The 17,643-nt window shown below is 71.9% G+C and carries 20 protein-coding genes; 10 read left to right on the top strand and 10 right to left on the bottom strand.

The window, feature by feature from the left end:
* Nucleotides 1-37: 37 nt before the first annotated feature.
* Complete coding sequence (gene soxR, locus JYK18_RS43205; RefSeq protein ID WP_113693324.1) at nucleotides 38-499, bottom strand: redox-sensitive transcriptional activator SoxR; 462 nt, start codon at nucleotides 497-499, stop codon at nucleotides 38-40.
* Nucleotides 500-552: 53 nt separating this feature from the next.
* On the opposite strand from soxR, the gene JYK18_RS43200 reads away from it, so the two are divergent.
* Entirely contained in the window at nucleotides 553-1,248 is a 696-nt protein-coding gene (locus tag JYK18_RS43200) for a transketolase (RefSeq protein WP_206809784.1), read from the top strand.
* 4 nt (nucleotides 1,249-1,252) lie between these two features.
* Complete coding sequence (locus tag JYK18_RS43195) at nucleotides 1,253-2,143, top strand: transketolase family protein (protein WP_206809783.1); 891 nt, start codon at nucleotides 1,253-1,255, stop codon at nucleotides 2,141-2,143.
* Between the two features lie 6 nt (nucleotides 2,144-2,149).
* Here JYK18_RS43195 and JYK18_RS43190 read toward each other — a convergent pair whose 3' ends face one another.
* Nucleotides 2,150-2,512 carry a CPCC family cysteine-rich protein gene (locus JYK18_RS43190; protein ID WP_206809782.1) on the bottom strand — a complete coding sequence of 121 codons (363 nt, stop codon included), beginning with the start codon at nucleotides 2,510-2,512 and terminating at the stop codon, nucleotides 2,150-2,152.
* A 2-nt stretch (nucleotides 2,513-2,514) separates the two neighbouring features.
* The gene (locus tag JYK18_RS43185; protein ID WP_206809780.1) at nucleotides 2,515-3,216 is read right to left on the bottom strand and encodes a PP2C family serine/threonine-protein phosphatase; all 702 of its coding nucleotides are present in this window, start codon (nucleotides 3,214-3,216) and stop codon (nucleotides 2,515-2,517) included.
* Between the two features lie 66 nt (nucleotides 3,217-3,282).
* Between JYK18_RS43185 and JYK18_RS43180 the strand changes: the two genes are divergently transcribed.
* The 3 genes from JYK18_RS43180 to JYK18_RS43170 are packed head-to-tail and all read left to right on the top strand — an operon-like array spanning nucleotide 3,283 to nucleotide 6,899.
* A complete protein-coding gene (locus JYK18_RS43180; RefSeq protein ID WP_206809778.1) occupies nucleotides 3,283-4,842 on the top strand; it encodes an N-6 DNA methylase in 1,560 nt (519 codons plus the stop codon).
* Nucleotides 4,843-4,853: 11 nt separating this feature from the next.
* Entirely contained in the window at nucleotides 4,854-5,741 is an 888-nt protein-coding gene (locus JYK18_RS43175) for a serine/threonine-protein kinase (RefSeq protein ID WP_206809776.1), read from the top strand.
* A gap of 39 nt (nucleotides 5,742-5,780) precedes the next feature.
* On the top strand, nucleotides 5,781-6,899 hold the full coding sequence (locus tag JYK18_RS43170; RefSeq protein WP_206809774.1) for a CapA family protein: 1,119 nt from the start codon (nucleotides 5,781-5,783) through the stop codon (nucleotides 6,897-6,899).
* 81 nt (nucleotides 6,900-6,980) lie between these two features.
* Here the strand turns inward: JYK18_RS43170 and JYK18_RS43165 are convergent, their stop codons facing one another.
* The 3 genes from JYK18_RS43165 to JYK18_RS43155 all read right to left on the bottom strand — a co-directional run bounded on the left by JYK18_RS43165 (nucleotide 6,981) and on the right by JYK18_RS43155 (nucleotide 10,317).
* Nucleotides 6,981-7,931 (bottom strand): GlxA family transcriptional regulator, encoded by a 951-nt coding sequence (locus JYK18_RS43165; protein WP_206809772.1) that lies wholly within the window; start codon nucleotides 7,929-7,931, stop codon nucleotides 6,981-6,983.
* Nucleotides 7,932-8,163: 232 nt separating this feature from the next.
* Nucleotides 8,164-8,637 carry a DUF309 domain-containing protein gene (locus JYK18_RS43160; RefSeq protein WP_206809770.1) on the bottom strand — a complete coding sequence of 158 codons (474 nt, stop codon included), beginning with the start codon at nucleotides 8,635-8,637 and terminating at the stop codon, nucleotides 8,164-8,166.
* A gap of 27 nt (nucleotides 8,638-8,664) precedes the next feature.
* Nucleotides 8,665-10,317 (bottom strand): DEAD/DEAH box helicase, encoded by a 1,653-nt coding sequence (locus JYK18_RS43155; RefSeq protein ID WP_206809768.1) that lies wholly within the window; start codon nucleotides 10,315-10,317, stop codon nucleotides 8,665-8,667.
* 161 nt (nucleotides 10,318-10,478) lie between these two features.
* Here JYK18_RS43155 and JYK18_RS43150 point away from each other — a divergent pair, with 161 nt between their 5' ends.
* Both JYK18_RS43150 and JYK18_RS43145 read left to right on the top strand, forming a co-directional pair.
* The gene (locus tag JYK18_RS43150; protein ID WP_206809766.1) at nucleotides 10,479-11,402 is read left to right on the top strand and encodes an acyl-ACP desaturase; all 924 of its coding nucleotides are present in this window, start codon (nucleotides 10,479-10,481) and stop codon (nucleotides 11,400-11,402) included.
* Nucleotides 11,403-11,445: 43 nt separating this feature from the next.
* Nucleotides 11,446-12,240, top strand: a complete 795-nt coding sequence (locus JYK18_RS43145) for a PIG-L family deacetylase (RefSeq protein ID WP_206809765.1) — start codon at nucleotides 11,446-11,448, stop codon at nucleotides 12,238-12,240.
* Here JYK18_RS43145 and JYK18_RS43140 read toward each other — a convergent pair.
* The gene (locus JYK18_RS43140; RefSeq protein WP_206809763.1) at nucleotides 12,209-12,898 is read right to left on the bottom strand and encodes an alpha/beta fold hydrolase; all 690 of its coding nucleotides are present in this window, start codon (nucleotides 12,896-12,898) and stop codon (nucleotides 12,209-12,211) included. The two genes, JYK18_RS43145 and JYK18_RS43140, sit on opposite strands and share 32 nt — an antisense overlap.
* A gap of 135 nt (nucleotides 12,899-13,033) precedes the next feature.
* Here JYK18_RS43140 and JYK18_RS43135 point away from each other — a divergent pair, with 135 nt between their 5' ends.
* Nucleotides 13,034-13,324, top strand: a complete 291-nt coding sequence (locus JYK18_RS43135; protein WP_206809761.1) for a DoxX family protein — start codon at nucleotides 13,034-13,036, stop codon at nucleotides 13,322-13,324.
* Here the strand turns inward: JYK18_RS43135 and JYK18_RS43130 are convergent.
* Nucleotides 13,321-14,418 carry an MBL fold metallo-hydrolase gene (locus JYK18_RS43130; protein ID WP_206809760.1) on the bottom strand — a complete coding sequence of 366 codons (1,098 nt, stop codon included), beginning with the start codon at nucleotides 14,416-14,418 and terminating at the stop codon, nucleotides 13,321-13,323. The two genes, JYK18_RS43135 and JYK18_RS43130, sit on opposite strands and share 4 nt — an antisense overlap.
* Before the next feature lie 104 nt (nucleotides 14,419-14,522).
* On the opposite strand from JYK18_RS43130, the gene JYK18_RS43125 reads away from it, so the two are divergent.
* Both JYK18_RS43125 and JYK18_RS43120 read left to right on the top strand, forming a co-directional pair.
* Nucleotides 14,523-15,449 carry an RNA polymerase sigma-70 factor gene (locus JYK18_RS43125; protein WP_206809759.1) on the top strand — a complete coding sequence of 309 codons (927 nt, stop codon included), beginning with the start codon at nucleotides 14,523-14,525 and terminating at the stop codon, nucleotides 15,447-15,449.
* Entirely contained in the window at nucleotides 15,446-15,895 is a 450-nt protein-coding gene (locus tag JYK18_RS43120) for an SRPBCC family protein (RefSeq protein WP_242584038.1), read from the top strand. The genes JYK18_RS43125 and JYK18_RS43120 overlap by 4 nt, the downstream gene beginning before the upstream one ends.
* On the opposite strand, the gene JYK18_RS43115 is transcribed toward JYK18_RS43120, so the two are convergent.
* The gene (locus JYK18_RS43115; RefSeq protein ID WP_206809757.1) at nucleotides 15,870-17,039 is read right to left on the bottom strand and encodes an acyl-CoA dehydrogenase family protein; all 1,170 of its coding nucleotides are present in this window, start codon (nucleotides 17,037-17,039) and stop codon (nucleotides 15,870-15,872) included. The genes JYK18_RS43120 and JYK18_RS43115 overlap by 26 nt on opposite strands.
* Nucleotides 17,040-17,048: 9 nt before the next feature.
* A complete protein-coding gene (locus tag JYK18_RS43110; RefSeq protein WP_153030537.1) occupies nucleotides 17,049-17,633 on the bottom strand; it encodes an ATP/GTP-binding protein in 585 nt (194 codons plus the stop codon).
* Nucleotides 17,634-17,643 lie beyond the last annotated feature (10 nt).

The raw sequence follows: 17,643 nt of genomic DNA, 5'->3' as shown, positions 1-17,643 counted from the left end.
CGATCGCGCCTTCGAGGGTACTTCCCGGGCGCCGGATTCAGACCCCGCCTTCGGCAGCGGGTTTGAGCAGCCGGGCGCCGGGGCCGAAGCGGGCCATCTGGTCGTCGTGGTTGTAGAGCCCGCAGACCCGCAGCGACAGGCAACCGCAGCCGACGCAGCCGGTCAGCCGGTCGCGCAGCCGCTGCAGCGCGTCGATCCGCGCGTCGATCTCGGCCTGCCAGTTGCGCGAGAGCCGGGTCCAGTCCGCCTTGGTCGGGGCGTGGTCCTTCGGCAGCGTGGACAGTGCCTCGCTGATCTGCTCCAGGCTCAGCCCGACCCGCTGCGCGGCCCGGATGAAGGCGATCCGGCGCAGCACCGAGCGGGCGTACCGGCGCTGGTTCCCGGCCGAGCGCTCGGAGTGGATCAAGCCCTTGTCCTCGTAGAAGCGCAGGGCGGTGTGCGGTACCCCGCTGCGCTCGGAGACCTGCCCGATGCTGAGGTGGTCGGCGAGTTTGGTCACCCGGTCACCATAGCCTTGACTTCGACTTAGGTCGAGGTTGCACCTTCGTGAACATGACCACTGGAACACGGCCGACCACCGGCTACCGCGAGCTGCCCCGGCTGATCGGCCTGATGACCGGCGACGAGAAGCACACCGCGGCGGCGACGTCCACTGTAGACGTTCTGTGGGTGCTCTACGACCGGGTTCTCGAAATCTCGCCGGAACGCCCTGGCGATCCCCGGCGCGACCGCTTCCTGCTGTCCAAGGGGCACGGTCCGATGGCCTACTACGCGGTGCTGGCGGCCAAGGGCTTCCTGCGCGAGGCCGACCTGCCCGGCTGGGGCGGGGTGGAGTCGCGGCTGGGCATGCACCCGGACCGGATGCGCGTGCCGGGGGTGGAGATCTCCAGCGGATCGCTCGGGCACGGACTCGGGCTCGCCGTCGGTGAGGTCTACGGGCTGCGCGCGCAGCGGATCGGCGCGCGGGTGGTGGTGCTGCTCGGTGACGCCGAACTGGACGAGGGGTCCAACCACGAGGCGATCGCGCTGGCCGGGCGGGAGGGCATGGCGCAGCTGACCGCGGTGGTGGTGGACAACCGGTCGGCCAGCCGGGGCTGGCCCGGTGGCATCGGGCGGCGCTTCGAGGTGGAGGGCTGGGTGGCGCGCACGGTGGACGGGCGCGACCACGACGCGCTCCACGCGGCGTTCACCGAACCGCACCCGGGGCAGCCGCTGGTCGTGGTGGCCGAAGTGGAAGCGAAGGGTTGAGGCGATGGTGAGCATGCGGGACGCGTTCACGTCCACAATGGACGAAGCGATGGCGGTGGATCCCCGGCTGGCGCTGGTGCTCGCCGACATCTCGGTGGACCGGGTGCGCCCGGCCATGCGCAGGCACCCGGACCGGGTGATCAACGTCGGCATCCGCGAGCAGCTGCTGGTCGGGGTGGCGGGCGGGCTGGCGTTGTCGGGGCTGCGGCCGGTGGTGCACACCTTCGCGTCGTTCCTGGTGGAGCGCGCGTTCGAGCAGGTGAAGCTGGACCTCGGGCACCAGGGCGTCGGCGCGGTGCTGGTGTCCTCCGGGGCGTCGTACGACATGTCCTACGCCGGGCGGACGCACCAGTCGCCGGGCGACGTGGCGCTGATGGACTCGCTGCCGGGGTGGACCGTGCACGTGCCCGGCCACGCCGAGGAAGCACGCAGGCTGCTCTGCGAGTCGCTGCCCGGCGACAGCAGTGTCTACTTGCGACTGTCCGAAGCGGCCAACGCGGAACCGTTCATCGGCGCGGGTTTCCAGGTGCTGCGCCGCGGTTCGACCGGCGTGGTGCTGGCCGTCGGCCCGATGCTGGACCGTGTGCTGGCGGCGACCGGTGGCCTGGACGTGACCGTGCTGTACACCGCGACGGTCCGCCCGTTCGACGCCGCGGGCCTGCGCGCGGCGGTGGACGCCTCGGCCGCGGACGTGGTGCTCGTGGAGCCGTACCTGGCCGGGACCTCGGCGCACCAGGTCGCCGAAGCCCTCGCCGACCGGCCGCACCGGCTGCGCTCACTCGGCGTCCGGCGGGACCGCGAAGTCCGCATCTACGGCGGCATGGCCGACCACGACGTCGCCCACGGCCTCGACGCACAGGGCATCGCCGCTTCGGTGCGGGACTTCCTGGGGTGAGCGGCGTCAGCCGCGGCGCCAGTAGTCCGGCCGCCACCAGTAGAGCGTGGTGAGTTCGGCCGGCCACGGCGCCTCCCGGACGCCCCGGGGCTCGAAGTGATCGGTGTCGAGGTCGATCGGCCGCCAGCCGTCGTCCCGCGGTTCGCCGTCGGTGGGCGGGCGCACGAGGCCCGTGAAGCGGAACTCCATCGCCCCGAGTTCGGCGTAGGCGCGCTGCGCGTCGATCAGGGAAAGGCTGTTCGCGCCGCCGCTGTCCGGCCACCGCAGTTGGACGGCGTCGTCCTCCCAGAAGCAGACGCCGCAGATTTCGTAGGAGCCAGGGGGATCGCCGAAGACCAGGTGGCCGCAGCACGGGCAGGGGTGGTTCACGGCTAGCCGGGGTAGTCGGCCAGTACGCAGGTGATGTTGTCCGGGCCGCCGCCCGCGTTGGCCAGTGCGATCAGCCGGTGCACCGCGGCTTCCGGGTCGGCGACCTCGTCGAGCACCTCGCGGATGGCCTCGTCGCGGACCACGTCGGTCAGGCCGTCGGAGCACAGCAGGTACCGGTCACCCGGCGCCGCCTCGTGCTCGGAGAGGTCGGGGTCGTGGGTGCTGCCGCTCTGCAGCGCGCGCACCAGCATCGACCGCCGCGGGTGGACCTCGGCCTCCTCCGGCGTGATCCGGCCTTCGTCGACCAGGGTCTGCACCAGCGTGTGGTCGCGGGTCATCTGGTACAGGATGCTGTCCCGCAACAGGTAACCCCGCGAGTCGCCGACGTGCGCCAGTCCGAAGCGCGGACCGTCCCACAGCATGGCGGTGACCGTGGTGCCCGCACCGGCCGGCGCGTGCTCGTTGAGCAGCCTGCCCGCCTCCGCGACCGCCTTCGCCAGCGCGCCGGTCAGGTCCTCGTGCGGTCCCTCGTCCAGCTCGCGCAGCGCGTCGACGGCGAGCGCGCTGGCCACCTCACCACTGGTGTGCCCGCCCATGCCGTCGGCGAGCACGAGCACCCGGGAACCGGCGAAGGCGGCGTCTTCGTTGCCCTTGCGGTTGAGCCCTGGATCCGTGCCGACCACCGCACGGAATTCGTGTGTCATGCCACCAGTAGAGCATGGTGTGAACTCAATACACAAGTCATTGGCTCGTGGATTAGCATGTCCGTTATGAACCAGGAAGCGACCGTGACCGCCGGCGACATCGCGCGGCTGGTCGACGTCGGCCGGGCGGCGGTGAGCAACTGGCGCCGCCGGTACGACGACTTCCCGCGTCCGGTCGGCGGAACCGCGTCCAGCCCGCTGTTCTCCCTGGCCGAGGTCGAAGACTGGTTGCGCCGCAACGGTAAGCGGTTCGAGGTTTCGCGCGCGGAGCGGGTCTGGCAACGGCTGCGCGCGGCCGCCGACGACCTCGGGCTCGGTGAACTGGTCGCCGACACCGGCGCGGCGCTGGAGAACGGCGCCTTCCACGCCGACGAGCAACTCGACGGCGCGGTCGCCGAACTGGGTGCCCGCGAGGTGTTCGAGTTCCTCTACGAGCGCTACCAGGAGGTCCACGTCCGCCGGTTGCCGGTGACGCCCGGCCCGATCGCCGAGCTGATGGCCCGCCTGGCCGGCCGGGTGGACACCGTGTTCGACCCGGCCTGCGGCACCGGCGCGCTGCTGCTCGCGGCGACCGCGTCCCACGCCTTCGGGCAGGACCTCGACGAGACGGCCGCCGCGATGGCGGGCACGCGCCTGCGCCTGGCCGGGATCGACGCGCGGGTCAGCGCCGGTGATTCGCTGCGGCAGGACGCTTTCGCCGGCGAGCTCGCCGACGCGGTCCTGTGCGACCCGCCGCTCAACGAACGCGCCTGGGGCCACGAGGAACTCGCCGGGGACGGGCGCTGGGAGTTCGGCGTGCCCCCGCGCGGGGAACCGGAACTCGCGTGGGTGCAGCACTGCCTGTCCCACGCGCGGCCCGGCGGGACCGTGGCGATCCTGCTGCCGCCCGCCGTCGCCGGGCGCCGGTCGGGGCGCCGGATCCGCGGGAACCTGTTGCGCGCCGGGGCGTTGCGCGCGGTGGTGACCATGCCGGACGGCACCCGCGACCTGTGGTTGCTGCGCCGCCCGGAACCCGGGACCGGCGGCGACCGGGTGCTCCTGCTGGAGTCCACAGAGGACTTCGCGGCGGTGGAAAAGGCTTGGGCGGCACCGGAATCCTGGCCGACCAAGGTGATCGACCTGATCGACGACGACGTGGACCTGAGCCCGGCGCGGCACCGCGGTTCCGAGGGCGGGGAGAGCTTCGTGGCCGCACTGGCCGGATTCCGCGCGCGGGCACTGGTACCGCCGGACCTCGAGGTGCTCGACCACGACCGGTCCTGGCCGCTGACCACCATCGGCGAACTGATCAAAGCCGGGCTGGTGCGCAAATCCGGCGAGGGCGTGCCGGTGAAATCCCCGGCGGGCACCGAATACCGGGTCGATCCCGAGCGCATCGACCCGGACTTCCTGGCCGGGCTGCTGCGTTCGGCGATGCACCGGATGACCTCCAACTCGACCAGGCTGGACCTGCGGCGGGTGCGCGTGCCCCGGCTGCCGCTGGCCGAGCAGCGGGCCTACGGCCGGGCGTTCCGGCGGCTCGCGGAGTTCGAGGCGGAGCTGGCGGAGGCGGCCGCGCTGGGGGAAAGGCTGGTGCGGCTAGGCTTTGACGGGCTGGCGGACGGACACCTGCAGCCGGGTCACTGAGGGAGGGTCGCATGCTCATCGCCGATCGGTATGAGCTCGACGACCTGCCGCTGGGCCAGGGCGGGATGGGCGCGGTGCACGCCGGGCACGACAAGCACCTCGGGCGCCGGGTGGCGGTGAAGTTCCTGCGCCTGCCCGGCGGTCCGGACGACGAGCTGGAACGCCGGTTCGTCCGCGAGGCCAGGATCCTGGCGCGGCTGGAGCACCCCGGTGTGCCGGTGCTCTACGACTTCGGCATGTTCGACCAGCGGTTGTTCCAGGTCATGCAGTTCATCGACGGGGTGACGGTGGCCGATCTGGTCGGCGAGCACGGCCCGCTGCCGGTGCCGTGGGCGGCGGCGATCGCGGCGCAGGCCGGCGCGGTGCTCGCGGCGGCGCACGAACTGTCGATCTGCCACCGCGACCTGAAGCCGACGAACCTGATGCTCTGCCCGGACGGCAGCGTCAAGGTGCTCGACTTCGGGCTGGCCATGTTGCGCGAGGCCGACGTCGCGCAGTTCACCAAGGCCGGGCAGATCCTCGGCACGCCCGCGTACATGGCGCCCGAGCAGATCCAGCGCGGGGTGGCCGAACCGCGCAGCGATCTGTACGCGCTGGGCTGCGTGCTGCACGAGATGCTGACCGGGCAGCAGCTGTTCACCGGGCCGACCGCGTTCGCGGTGTTCGAGAAGCAGGTCAGGGCGCGGCCGCCGCGGTTGCCGGGGGAGCTGGGCGCGCTGCTCGGCCAGGTGCTGGCGAAGTCGCCGGAGGACCGGCCGTCGAACGCGGCGGAGTTCTTCGAGCGGCTGCGGCCGTTCACCGCGGACCCGCCGATGCTGCCCGGGTACCTGTCGCCCGCGGTCAGCCCGGCGCGGATGTACGCCAGCATGGTGGGGCAATTGCACGGTATGGCAGGGTGACCCCCGTCCGTGATCGGCCGGGGATGGGGAGCGCACACGATGGAGCGACGGTTCGTTTCGGCTGCCCTCCTCAGTGCGGTTCTGGTCACCGGCTGTAGTTCCACCCCGGAAACCCCGCCCTCCGCGGAGGCCCCCGCGCCGGCGCCCGCCGCGCCCGCGGCGCCCGGTTTCTCCGTGGTCGCCACCGGTGACGTGCTGGTGCACCCGGCGCTGACCGAGCAGGCCGAGGCCGACGGGGGCGGCAAGATCGACTTCCGGCCGCAGTTCGAGGGCGTCCGGCCGGTGGTCTCCGGCGCGGACCTCGGGTTGTGCCACCTGGAGGTGCCGCTGGCCGACCCGGGCGGGCCGTACAGCGGGTACCCCTCGTTCAACGCGCCGCCGGAGATCGCCGGTGCGCTGAAGGACACCGGGTACGACGCCTGCTCGACCGCCTCGAACCACACGCTCGACCAGGGCGAGGAGGGGGTGGAGCGCACGCTCGACGGGCTGGACGCGGCCGGGCTCAAGCACACCGGCTCGGCGCGGTCGTCGAAGGAGGCGGGCACCCCGCTGGTGCTGGACGCGGCGGGCACGAAGGTGGGGCACGTGTCGTTCACCTTCGGCTTCAACGGCATCGAACTGCCCGAGGGCAAACCGTGGATGTCGAACACGCTCGACGCGGACGACGTGATCGCGGCGGCCCGCAAGACGCGCGAGGCCGGGGCGGAAGTGGTGATCGCGAGCCTGCACTGGGGTACCGAGTACCGCTCGGAGCCGACGAAGGAGCAGACCTCGACGGCGAAGAAGCTGCTCGAGAACGACGCGATCGACCTGATCATCGGCCACCACGCGCACGTGGTGCAGCCGTTCGAGAAGATCGGCTCGAAGTGGGTGGCGTACGGGCTGGGCAACCACATCGCGAAGCACTCGGAACCGCGGGGCACCACGGAAGAGGGCGTGGCGGCGCGGTTCCACTTCACCAAGGGCGCCGGCGGCTGGACGGTGGACAAGGCCGAGTACGTGCCGACGCTGGTCGAGCTGGGGCCGCCGATCCGCCTGCAGGACGCCACCGCCGGCGCCACGGCGCGGCAGAAGGAAGCGCTCGCGCGCACGGACGAGGTCGTTTTGAGCCGGAAGGCCGACGCCGATGGCCTGACCCGCCCGGGCGCCACCCGGTAGCGGCACCCCGCCCGCCCGCCCGCCTGCTGTGAATGTGGCTTTCACTGCGAAATCCGCAGTGAAAGCCACATTCACAGCGCGTCAGCCGGGGGCGAAGCTGCGGCGGTAGTCCTTCGGGGAGACGCCCACCACGCGGTGGAAGTGGTGCCGCAGCAGGGCGGCCGTGCCGAAGCCGGTTTCCGCGGCGATCTCGTCCACGCCCAGCGTGGTCTCCTCCAGCAACCGCCGGGCGTGCAGGACGCGTTGCGTGGACAGCCACCGGTTCGGCGTCGTGCCGGTTTCGGCGGCGAAGCGGCGGGCGAAGGTCCGTTCCGACATCTTCGCCTGCCGCGCCAGGCCGGCGACGGTGTGCTCGGCGGTCAGGTTCTCCAGCAGCCAGGCCAGGAGCGGCTGCAGGCTGTCCCCGGTGCACTCCGGGATCGGCGTCTCCACGAACTGCCGCTGCCCGCCCTCCCGCTGCGGCGCGACCACCATCCGCCGCGCGATGCGGGTGGCGATCTCCGTGCCCAGTTCCCGGCGCACCAGGTGCAGGCAGGCGTCGATGCCCGACGCGGTCCCGGCGCTGGTGATCAGGTCGCCGTCGTCGACGAACAGCACGTCCGGGTCGAGTTCGGTCCGCGGGAAGCGCGCGGCGAAGGCCTCGGCGTGCCGCCAGTGCGTGGTGCACCGGCGGCCGTCGAGCAGGCCCGTCGCGCCGAGGAAGAACACGCCGCTGCACACCGTCAGCACGGTGGCGCCGCGCGCGCTGGCCGCCCGCACCGCGGCGAGCGCCGCCTCCGGGTACTCGTCGCGGATGTCGTAGGCGGGCAGCGCGACGAGGTCGGCGCCGTCGAGCCCGTCCAGGCCGTGGTCCGGCGTGAGCGACATGCCCATGCTGGTCCGCACCGGCTCGCCCGCCCGTTCACCGCAGACGCGGAACTCGATCGGCGGCACCCCGCCATCCCTCCGGTCGACGCCGAACACCTCGCACAGCACGCCCAGCTCGAAGGGTGCGACCCCGTCGATCACCAGCGCGGCCACCGTCTTCAGCATCCGGGCAGCCTAATTGGCAGGATTTTGCCGCACAAGGTCGGATCTGCCACTGTTGGCAGCAATTAGTTGAGCGAACAATTCATGCCATGAGTTACCTGGTGCTGATCCTGTTGCTGGCCCTGTCCGTCTACGCGCTCGAACGCAACCACCGCCGCCAGGCCCGGCCGTCCGTCACCGGCAGTGGGCGTGCCGAGGACCGCGACCTGACCAGGGTGCGGACCGAACTCGCCGCTCAGGCGGGCCGCAGCCGGGGCGCCGCCCGCGCCGGCTCGACCGTTTTCGGGCGCGTCTCCAGTTCGTCGGCGAGGCTGGCGGCCCACTGAACGAGCCCGGGGATGTCGATGCCGTACGGCTCCCGGGGGCGATAGGGCTCCACGTTCGCGGCACCGCGGCGCAGCAGCGAGGCGCCGCCGACGGCGTTGCCCCGCGCGGCGTGCGTCAGCCCGACGGCGAGCTGGGCCATGCCGCGCCACAACCCCTCGTCCGCCTCGGCGCCGGTTTTCCAGGCGTCCTCGAAGACCTCGTGCGCGTGGAACGGCATGCCCGCGTCGAGCAGCCGCTGGGCTTCGGTCAGCGTCTCCGCGGGGGTGCGCTCGATGCCCTCGGGCTGGCGCTCCACGCCGGGTGAGCCATAGGGCAACGGGCGGCCGAGGCCGTCGCGTGGCCTCGCGTTGCGCGCCCGTCCTTCCGGATCACGGTCTCGCATACCCGGAATTCTTCCACGGGGTGGGCGTCAGCGAACGCGCCCGCGCCTGCCGGCCCTGGTGCCCGCGGAGAACTTCGCCGCCCCGGACGCGCTGGAAGCCCCCGAGGTACCCGTCCCGCCGGACTGTCGGCGCCGCTGCTGCCCCGACTGCGCCTTGCCCTGGGATGGGGCCTGGGACTGCCCGTCCCGCCGCCCCTTCCCCGCCTGCGACTTGGCCCCCGAGCGCCCCTGCTTGTCCGCGCCCGACCGCGCCCCCGAGCGCGCCGCGGACTCCGAGCGTGCCGCCGAGCCGGATCGTGTCGTCGACTCCGAGCGTGCCGTGGCCCCGGACCGCGCCCCCGACCGCGCCTGGCCGCCGGATCGCTGGGGCGTCCCCGACTCCGCGCGCGTCTGCTTCGCGCCTCCCGAGCGGCCCTGGCCCGAGCGCGTCTGCGCGTTCGGCCGCGTCTTCGCCTGCGCCTTGGGCGGTGCCTTCGGTGCCTTCGCCGCCGGCTTCACGTACGAGCGCTCTCCCGGCGCGAGCTCGGCGAGCAGCGGGTGCCCGGCGTCCAGCCGCGTGGTGCGCGGCTTGATCCCGGCCTTCCGCGTCAGGTCCCGGACGTCCGGCACCTGCTCGTCCGTCATCAGCGTGATCACCGTGCCCGACGCCCCCGCCCGCGCGGTCCGCCCGGATCGGTGCAGGTACGCCTTGTGCTCCACCGGCGGATCCGCGTGGATCACCAGCGTCACGTCGTCCACGTGGATGCCGCGGGCGGCGATGTCGGTGGCCACCAGCGCCTTCGCCTGGCCGTCGGCGAACGCGGCCAGGTTGCGCGTGCGCGCGTTCTGCCCCAGGTTGCCGTGCAGTTCGACGGCGGGCACCCCGGCCGCGACCAGCTTCCTGGTGAGCGCCTTGGCCCGGTACTTGGTCCGGGTGAACACCAGCGTCCGCCCCGGCGCCGAGGTCAGGTCGACCAGCACCGGCAACCGGTCGTCCTCGTGGACGTGCAGCACGTGGTGCGTCATCGTGGCCACCGGCGACTGCGCGGAATCCACGCTGTGCGTCACCGGATCGCTGAGGTAGCGCCGGACGATGACGTCGACCCCGGCGTCCAGCGTGGCCGAGAACAGCAAGCGCTGGCCGTCCTTCGGCGTCGCGTCGAGGATGCGCCGGACCGCGGGCAGGAAGCCGAGGTCGGCCATGTGGTCGGCCTCGTCGAGCACGGTGGTCTCGATCGCGTCGAGGTGCGCGTGCCCGGAGGCGACGTGGTCGTTCAGCCTGCCGGGGCAGGCGATCACGATGTCCACCCCCGCCTTCAGCGCGGCGATCTGCGGATTCGGGCTGACCCCGCCGAACACCGTCATCGTGCGCAGCGACAGCGCCTTGGCCAGTGGCGCCAGCGAAGCCTCGATCTGCGTGACCAGCTCACGGGTCGGCGCCAGGATCAGCGCGCGCGGGCGCCCCGGCCGCCGTTCGACCGGCTTCGCCGCGAGGCGCGCGAGCACGGGCAGGCAGAACGCGTAGGTCTTGCCGGAACCGGTGCGGCCGCGGCCGAGCACGTCGCGCCCCTCCAGCGAGTGCGGCAGCGTGGCCGCCTGGATCGGGAACGGCTCCAGCACGCCCACCTCGGCCAGTGCGGTGACCAGGGGGGCGGGCAGGCCGAGATCGGCGAAACCGGACTGGGGGCGGCGGCCCGACATGTGCTCTCCGAACGTGGATGGGGCCGCGAAGCCCGGCGCCAGTTGACGATCAGTGTAGGCGGCGGGCCCAGGTGGCCCGCGTCACCGCGCCGGTTGTTGGTTACGGTCCCGTAGGTTACGGTGGCGTAGGTTCACTTCCTCGCACCGGAAGGCGTTGGCCCATGCCGATTTCGGAGACCACCCGCCTGCTGCTCGAACTCGAACCCGTCGCCGAGGCCAACCTGGAGCGGCACCTCGGGGTGGCCAAGGAGTGGATGCCGCACGAGTACGTGCCGTGGAGCCAGGGCCGGGACTTCGCCGAACTCGGCGGTGAGCCGTGGGATCCGGAGCAGTCGCGGGTCTCGGCGATCGCGCGCACCGCGCTCGAGGTCAACCTGCTCACCGAGGACAACCTGCCCAGCTACCACCGGGAGATCGAACGCGCCTTCGGCCGGGACGGCGCCTGGGGCACCTGGGTGCACCGCTGGACCGCCGAGGAGGGCCGCCACGGCATCTGCCTCCGCGACTACCTGCTGGTGACCAGGGCGGTCGACCCGGACGAGCTGGAGCGCGCCCGGATGGCCACCATGCAGGCCGGGTACGACAGCGAGGACAAACCGCTGCTGCGCGTGTTCGCCTACGTCTCGTTCCAGGAGCTGGCCACGCGGCTGTCGCACCGCAACACCGGCCGGTACACCCAGGACCCGATCGCGGACAAGCTGCTGGCCAGGGTCTCGATGGACGAGAACCTGCACATGATCTTCTACCGCAACCTGGTCACCGCCGCGCTGGAGGTCTCGCCGGACGCGATGGTCCGCGCGATCACCGACGAGGTGGTCGGCTTCCAGATGCCCGGCAGCATCATCCCCGGGTTCGTGCGCAAGGCCGCGCAGATCGCCAAGGCCGGGATCTACGACCTGCGCATCCACCACGACGAGGTGATCTGGCCGCTGCTGCGGCACTGGCGGGTCTTCGAGCTGGAGGGCCTTGGTGAGGTCGGCGAGCGGGCGCGCGAGGAGCTGCACGAGTTCCTGACCGGCCTGGACAAGCAGGCCGCGCGGTTCGTCGAACGCCGCGCGCAGGCGCTGGCGCGGCAACCCGGCTGAAAGCCCGCCGGTTCTGTCGGTGGGCTCGGGTAAGTTCGATCCCATGGCGACATTGGTGACCTTTCACGCCCATCCCGACGACGAGTGCATCACCGTCGGCGGCGTGATGCGCAAGGCTTACGAGGAGGGGCACCGGGTGGTGCTCGTGGTCGCCACCCAGGGCGAGCACGGCGAAGTGCAGGAGGGCTTCCTCACCGAGGGCGAGACGCTGCGTGAGCGGCGCATCGCGGAAACCCACGCCGCCGCCGGGATTCTCGGCGCGCAACGGGTGGAGTTCCTGGGGTACACGGATTCCGGGATGATGGGGGAGCCGGAGAACGACGCCGAGGGCTCGTTCTGGACGGCGCCGGTGGAGGAAGCGGCGGAGAAGCTGGCGGCGATCCTCCGCGAGGAGAACGCCGACGTGCTCACCATCTACGACGACAACGGTGGCTACGGCCACCCCGACCACATCCAGGTGCACCGGGTCGGGATGCGGGCCGCCGAACTGGCCGGCACCGAACGTGTCTACCAGGCCACGCAGAACCGCGACGAGATCCGCCGCGGGATCGAGGCCGCGCAGGCCGAGGGTGCCGACCTGGGGGACTTCGGGGAGGACCTGGAATTCCTCAGCACCATCGGCAAGCCGGAGGCGGAGCTGACCGCGAAGGTCGACGTCACCGCGTACCTGGAGCACAAGCGGCAGGCGATGCGCGCGCACGCCAGCCAGATCGCCGAGGACTCGTGGTTCCTGGCGCAGTCGGAGGAGGCGTTCCGGTTCCAGTTCGGCACGGAGTGGTTCATCCGCGCGGGGCACGGGCCGGGGATCACCGAGAAGGATCTGCTCGCCGGGTTGTGAGCCGGGCGAGTTCGGCCGGACGGGAGAGGAAGGGGTGGTGCCCGCTGTCGAAGTCGACGGTTTCGGTGGCGTGCGCCGCCCACGCGCGCTGACGCTCGGGCGGCGTGGCCCGGTCCCGCGTGAGCACGATGTAGGTGGACGGGATCGTCCGCCACGCCAGTCCTCGTGGTGCCTGGGCGAAGGCCGCGGCGGACTGCGGCACGAGCTTGGTCGCGGCCTCGGCGGCGAGTTCCTCCGTGCAGTCCTGGAGGAAGATGCCGGTCAGGTCGAGCCCGGGTTTGACGGCGACCGTGCCGTCTTCGTGGGCGTCGAGCCACGGTGATGGTTCCGCGGTGATTTCGGCCAGGGAGCGGCGTTCCGCCGGGACCACCGCGGCCAGGTAGACCAGACGTTCCACAGTGGACTCGAAGCCGGTGGCCGCGTCGGTGATCACCATGCCGCCGTAGGAGTGTCCACTGAGGATGGTGGGTTCACCGCTCGCGGCGAGCACCTCGCGTACGGCGTCCGCGTCGTCGTGCAGGTTCGCCGTGGTGGTGCGGCAGCTGGGCAGGCTCACCGCCTCGGTGTGGAACCCCAGTGCGCGCAGGGGTTCCACCATGCGGTGCCACCACCAGGCGGCGTCCCCGGTACAGGCCCCGTGCACATGAACGACTCGCATGGGGCCAGCAGAGCACGGCGTCCAGCTTCGGCGCAGCACTTTTCGCGCAGGGCGTGACGGCGGGGCACGGTGTCACGAATCGGGGTGCTGCCCAGTCAACCAGGCGACAGCATCCCCGGCAGAAACGGACGAAGCATGTTCGCCGCCTACGTCACGGTCACGATCCTCGGCGCGCTCATCAACGGTGCCGCCGCCACCCTCTACCTGATCGGCCACGAGTACCCCAAGGCCCAGGCGGACATGAAGGGCGTGCCCCGGAAGTTCGTGCCGTTGCTGGGCACCCTCGCCGCCTCAGGCCTCGTGCTCTACTTCGTCGGTGCCATCATCGCGCACCTCAGGGTGGGCTCCCGCGACATCGTGGGCGGGATCGTGTTCCTCACCGTCGCGGCGGCCGCGTTGGTGCTCGGCCTGGTCCACCACGGTTAGAGCGTCTGCCACCACCCGTCGACGGCGGGTGGTGCCGAGACGTCCACGCGCTCCCCGGGACGCGGGACCGCCAGGTCGACGTCCTTGGCCTTCGCCTCGCGCCAGAGGCGGTCGGCGGGGTCGGTCCACGCGTGCATCGCGAGGTTGAACGTGGCCCAGTGCACCGGCACCAGCAGACCCCCGCGCACGTCGAGGTGGGTGGCGACGCCCTCCTCCGGGGTCATGTGGATGTCCGGCCAGCTCGGCGCGTAGGCACCGATCTGCACCAGCGTCGCGTCGAACGGGCCGTACTGCTCGCCGATCTTCGCGAATCCCGGGAAGTAGCCGGTGTCGCCGGTGTAGAACACCCGGTGGCGCGGGCCGATGATCGACCACGACGCCCACAGCGTGCCGTCGTTGGCCAGCCACCGCCCGGAGAAGTGCTGCGCCGGCGTGGCGACCAGGCGCAGCTCGCCGGCGGTGAACTCGGCGTGCCAGTCCAGCTCGACGATCCGCTCCTCCGGCACCCGCCAGCGGCGCAGGTGCGAACCCACGCCGAGCGGCACCACGAACGGCACGTCCTGCTGCTCGACCAGCGCGCGGATGGTCGGCAGGTCGAGGTGGTCGTAGTGGTCGTGCGAGATCACCACGGCGTCGAGCCGCGGCAGGTCCTCGAGCGCGATCGGCGGGGCGTGCATGCGCTTCGGCCCGATCAGCGGGGACGGCGAGCAGCGGTCGCTCCAGACGGGGTCGAGCAGCACCCGGGCGCCGTCGATCTCGACCAGCGTGGAGGCGTGGCCGTACCAGGTCAGGTGCAGGCCGTCGGCGGAGGTGGCCGCGGGCGCGGAGACCACCGGCACCGGGCCGCCGGGGTGACGCGGCTCGTTGCCGAAGAGCATGTCGTGCAGGATCTTCCGGTACGTGCCCTGCTCGACCACACGGCGGGGGGCCTCGTTGCGGAACCGGCCGTCGCGGAACTGCGGTGAGCGCCGCAGCTGTTCGGGATCGGGGTGCCCGCCGATGGCCTCGACGAGGCCGCGGGCGGCGACCGCCACCCCGAGCCCGACGGCACCCGTGGCGGCGACTGCCGCCGTGACCAGGTTTCTTGTGCGCATACCTCCATTTTGCCCCCGGTTTCGAGCACCCCGCAGGGCGACGAAGCGGTGTGCGTCGCTTCACAACGGCGAAGTGTCACGGTTTGTCCGGCTGCCGTGTCTCGATGGGTGAACCGAAGCGAGAGGAGGCGGGGTTGCCAGCCCACGACGACGCGTTCGCCGAGCACCGGCCGCTGCTGTTCACCATCGCCTACGAAATGCTCGGCGGCGTCGCCGATGCCGAGGACGTGCTGCAGGAGAGCTACCTGCGCTGGAGCGCCGTCGACCGGGCGACGGTCCGGCACCCGCGCGCGTACCTCGTCCGGCTGGTGACGCGGCAGGCGCTCAACCACCTGCGCGCGCTCAAGGCCCGGCGCGAGGAGTACGTCGGCAGCTGGCTGCCCGAGCCGGTCCGCACCGAGCCCGACGTGAGCGAGGACACGATCCTCGCCGAATCGGTGTCCATCGCGATGATGCTCGTGCTGGAAACGCTGAACCCCACCGAGCGCGCGGTTTTTGTGCTGCACGACGTGTTCGGCTACACCCACGCCGAGGTGGCCGCGTCGGTCGGCCGGACGGAGGCCGGGGTCCGGCAGATCTGCCACCGGGCCCGCGAGCACGTCCACGCGCGGCGACGCCGGTTCGAGCCCGACTCCGAGACCAGCCGCGAAATCGCCCGGCGGTTCCTGCGCGCGGCGTCGACCGGGGACGTGCGGGCGCTGATGGACCTGATGGCGCCCGACGTGGTGGCGCTCTCCGACGGCGGGGGCAAGGTCAGCGCGGCCCGGCGGCCGGTGGCCGGCCGGTCGGACGTGGCCCGGTTCGTGGCCGGGGTGTCGCGGCGGCTGCCCGAGCCGAGCGTCGAACTCGCCGCCTACAACGGCCTGCCCGCGGTGCGTTTCCTCACCGGCGGTGCGCTCGACTGGGTGCTCGCGCTCGAACTCCGCGACGGCCGGATCACCGGGCTCTACGGCATTCGCAATCCCGACAAACTCCGCCGCGCCGACGCCGCGCGGCCGCTCACCCGAGGAGGAAACCCGTGGAAACCATGACCGTCGAACGTGTGGTGCACGCCCCGATCGAGGAGGTCTTCGCCTGGCTGACCACGACCACCCACTACACGGCGTCGCCACTGGTGGTGCGCTGCGCGCTCCGGCGCCGGGGTGCGGGCACGCCCTACGGCGTCGGCGCGGTGCGCAGCCACCTGTGGGTGATCGGCTGGTTCCGCGAACGGGTCACCCGCCACGACGCCCCGCACACCACCGAGTACGTGGTGGACCGGAGCTTCCCGCCGTCCCGGCACGAACTCGGCCGCATGCGGTTCACCGCGGTCGACGGCGGCACGCACGTCGAGTGGACCACCCGCGCGGAGATCCGGATGCCGCTGATCGGCGCTCAGCTCACCCGCCTGCTCGCCCGGCCGATGATCACCAGGGCCTTCGGCACCATCCTGGACGCCGCCGACGCCGCCCTCAGCGGAAAGCGGGGAGCGAGGTGACCGACTGGCCCAGCGTCAGCGCGTGCATCTCCTCGGTGCCCTCGTAGGTGAGCACGGTCTCCAGGTTCGCCATGTGCCGCATGACCGGGTACTCCAGGGAAATCCCGTTCGCGCCGAGCATGGACCGGGCGGTGCGCGCCACGTCCAGCGCCGACCGGACGTTCGACAGCTTGCCGAAGCTGACGTGGTGGTGGTGCAGCGAACCGGCGTCCTTGAGCCGCCCGATCCGCATCGCGATCAGCCCGGCCCGGTTCACCTCGACCAGCAGATCGGCCAGCTTGCGCTGGGTCAGCTGGAACCCGGCCAGCGGCTTGCCGAACTGGCTGCGCGAGAGGGTGTACTCCAGCGCCGACTCGTAGCAGGCGCGGGCCGCGCCGACCACGCCGAACAGGATCCCGTACCGCGCTTCGTTCAGGCAGCTCAGCGGCCCGCGGAGGCCGCGCACCTCGGGGAACGCGGCCGATTCGGGCAGTCGCACGCCGTCGAGCACGAGTTCCGCGGTGAGCGAGGCCCGCAGCGAGAGCTTGTGCTTGACCTCGTTCGCGGTGAAGCCCGGCGTCGAGGTCGGCACCACAAATCCGCGGATGCCGTCCTCGGTCTGGGCCCACACCACGGCGACCGCGGCCACGGTCCCGTTGGTGATCCACATCTTGGTGCCGTCGAGCACCCAGTCCGAGCCGTCGCGGACCGCGCGCGTGCGCATGCTGGCCGGGTCGCTGCCCGCGTCCGGTTCGGTCAGCCCGAAGCAGCCGAGCGCCTCCCCGGTGGCCATGCGCGGCAGCCACTCCGCCTTCTGCTCCTCGGAGCCCCAGCGGTGGATCGCGTACATCGCCAGCGATCCCTGCACCGAGACGAAGCTGCGCAGGCCCGAGTCCACCGCCTCCAGCTCGCGGCAGGCGATGCCGTAGGCCATCGCGCTGGTGCCCGCGCAGCCGTAGCCCTCCAGGTGCATGCCGAGCAGGCCCAGCTGCCCGAAGCCCTTGGCCAGCTCGGCGGCGGGCAGTCTGCCCGTCTCGTACCAGTCCGCGACGTGCGGTGCGAGCTGCTCGGCAGCGAACCCGCGCACGGCGTCGCGGATGTCCCGCTCCTCACCGCTCAGCTCGGCGTCGAGATCGAGGAAGTCGTGGGGATCGGGATTGCTCATCGGGTCATGCTAACCGGCGCGGCGGGCCGAATCGTGCTGGATGGCGTGCTGGACCACGGAGATCAGCACCTGCTTGGCCGACTCCCGGTCCCGCGCGTCACAGGCCATGATCGGCACGTTCGGCGAGATCGTCAGCGCGTGCCGGACGTCCTCGATCTGGTGGTGCAGCAGGCGGTCGAAGCAGTTGATGGCGACCACGTACGGCAGCTTCCGGTTCTCGAAGAAGTCGATCGACGGGAAGGCGTCGGCGAGGCGGCGGGTGTCGATCAGCACCACCGCGCCGATCGCGCCGAGCGCCAGGTCGTCCCACATGAACCAGAACCGGTGCTGCCCCGGCGTGCCGAACACGTACAGCACGATGTCCGAGTCCAGGGTGATCCGGCCGAAGTCCATCGCCACCGTGGTGGTCGTCTTGTTCGGCGTGGCCGAGATGTCGTCCACCCCGGCGCCTGCCTCGGTCATCGACGCCTCGGTGGTCAGCGGGTCGATCTCCGAGATCGCCCCCACCAGGGTGGTCTTGCCCGAACCGAACCCACCGGCGACCACGATCTTCGCCGATGAGGTCGGCCCGGTGGACGGGCGTGGTGCGTTCACCGCGGTTTCT

The sequence above is a fragment of the Amycolatopsis sp. 195334CR genome, assembly GCF_017309385.1.
GTDB lineage: Bacteria > Actinomycetota > Actinomycetes > Mycobacteriales > Pseudonocardiaceae > Amycolatopsis.
The sequence above is the reverse complement of the archived record's forward strand: the minus strand, read 5'-3'. Positions and strand labels throughout refer to the sequence as shown.

Excerpts from the sequence above, each read along its gene's own strand:
- JYK18_RS43200 (WP_206809784.1), top strand. The coding sequence starts at position 553 with ATGACCACTGGAACACGGCCGACCACCGGCTACCGCGAGCTGCCCCGG.
- JYK18_RS43195 (WP_206809783.1), top strand. The coding sequence starts at position 1,253 with ATGGTGAGCATGCGGGACGCGTTCACGTCCACAATGGACGAAGCGATG.
- JYK18_RS43185 (WP_206809780.1), bottom strand. The coding sequence starts at position 3,216 with ATGACACACGAATTCCGTGCGGTGGTCGGCACGGATCCAGGGCTCAAC.
- JYK18_RS43180 (WP_206809778.1), top strand. The coding sequence starts at position 3,283 with ATGAACCAGGAAGCGACCGTGACCGCCGGCGACATCGCGCGGCTGGTC.
- JYK18_RS43175 (WP_206809776.1), top strand. The coding sequence starts at position 4,854 with ATGCTCATCGCCGATCGGTATGAGCTCGACGACCTGCCGCTGGGCCAG.
- JYK18_RS43170 (WP_206809774.1), top strand. The coding sequence starts at position 5,781 with ATGGAGCGACGGTTCGTTTCGGCTGCCCTCCTCAGTGCGGTTCTGGTC.
- JYK18_RS43165 (WP_206809772.1), bottom strand. The coding sequence starts at position 7,931 with ATGCTGAAGACGGTGGCCGCGCTGGTGATCGACGGGGTCGCACCCTTC.
- JYK18_RS43160 (WP_206809770.1), bottom strand. The coding sequence starts at position 8,637 with ATGCGAGACCGTGATCCGGAAGGACGGGCGCGCAACGCGAGGCCACGC.
- JYK18_RS43155 (WP_206809768.1), bottom strand. The coding sequence starts at position 10,317 with ATGTCGGGCCGCCGCCCCCAGTCCGGTTTCGCCGATCTCGGCCTGCCC.
- JYK18_RS43150 (WP_206809766.1), top strand. The coding sequence starts at position 10,479 with ATGCCGATTTCGGAGACCACCCGCCTGCTGCTCGAACTCGAACCCGTC.
- JYK18_RS43145 (WP_206809765.1), top strand. The coding sequence starts at position 11,446 with ATGGCGACATTGGTGACCTTTCACGCCCATCCCGACGACGAGTGCATC.
- JYK18_RS43140 (WP_206809763.1), bottom strand. The coding sequence starts at position 12,898 with ATGCGAGTCGTTCATGTGCACGGGGCCTGTACCGGGGACGCCGCCTGG.
- JYK18_RS43135 (WP_206809761.1), top strand. The coding sequence starts at position 13,034 with ATGTTCGCCGCCTACGTCACGGTCACGATCCTCGGCGCGCTCATCAAC.
- JYK18_RS43130 (WP_206809760.1), bottom strand. The coding sequence starts at position 14,418 with ATGCGCACAAGAAACCTGGTCACGGCGGCAGTCGCCGCCACGGGTGCC.
- JYK18_RS43125 (WP_206809759.1), top strand. The coding sequence starts at position 14,523 with ATGGGTGAACCGAAGCGAGAGGAGGCGGGGTTGCCAGCCCACGACGAC.
- JYK18_RS43120 (WP_242584038.1), top strand. The coding sequence starts at position 15,446 with ATGACCGTCGAACGTGTGGTGCACGCCCCGATCGAGGAGGTCTTCGCC.
- JYK18_RS43115 (WP_206809757.1), bottom strand. The coding sequence starts at position 17,039 with ATGAGCAATCCCGATCCCCACGACTTCCTCGATCTCGACGCCGAGCTG.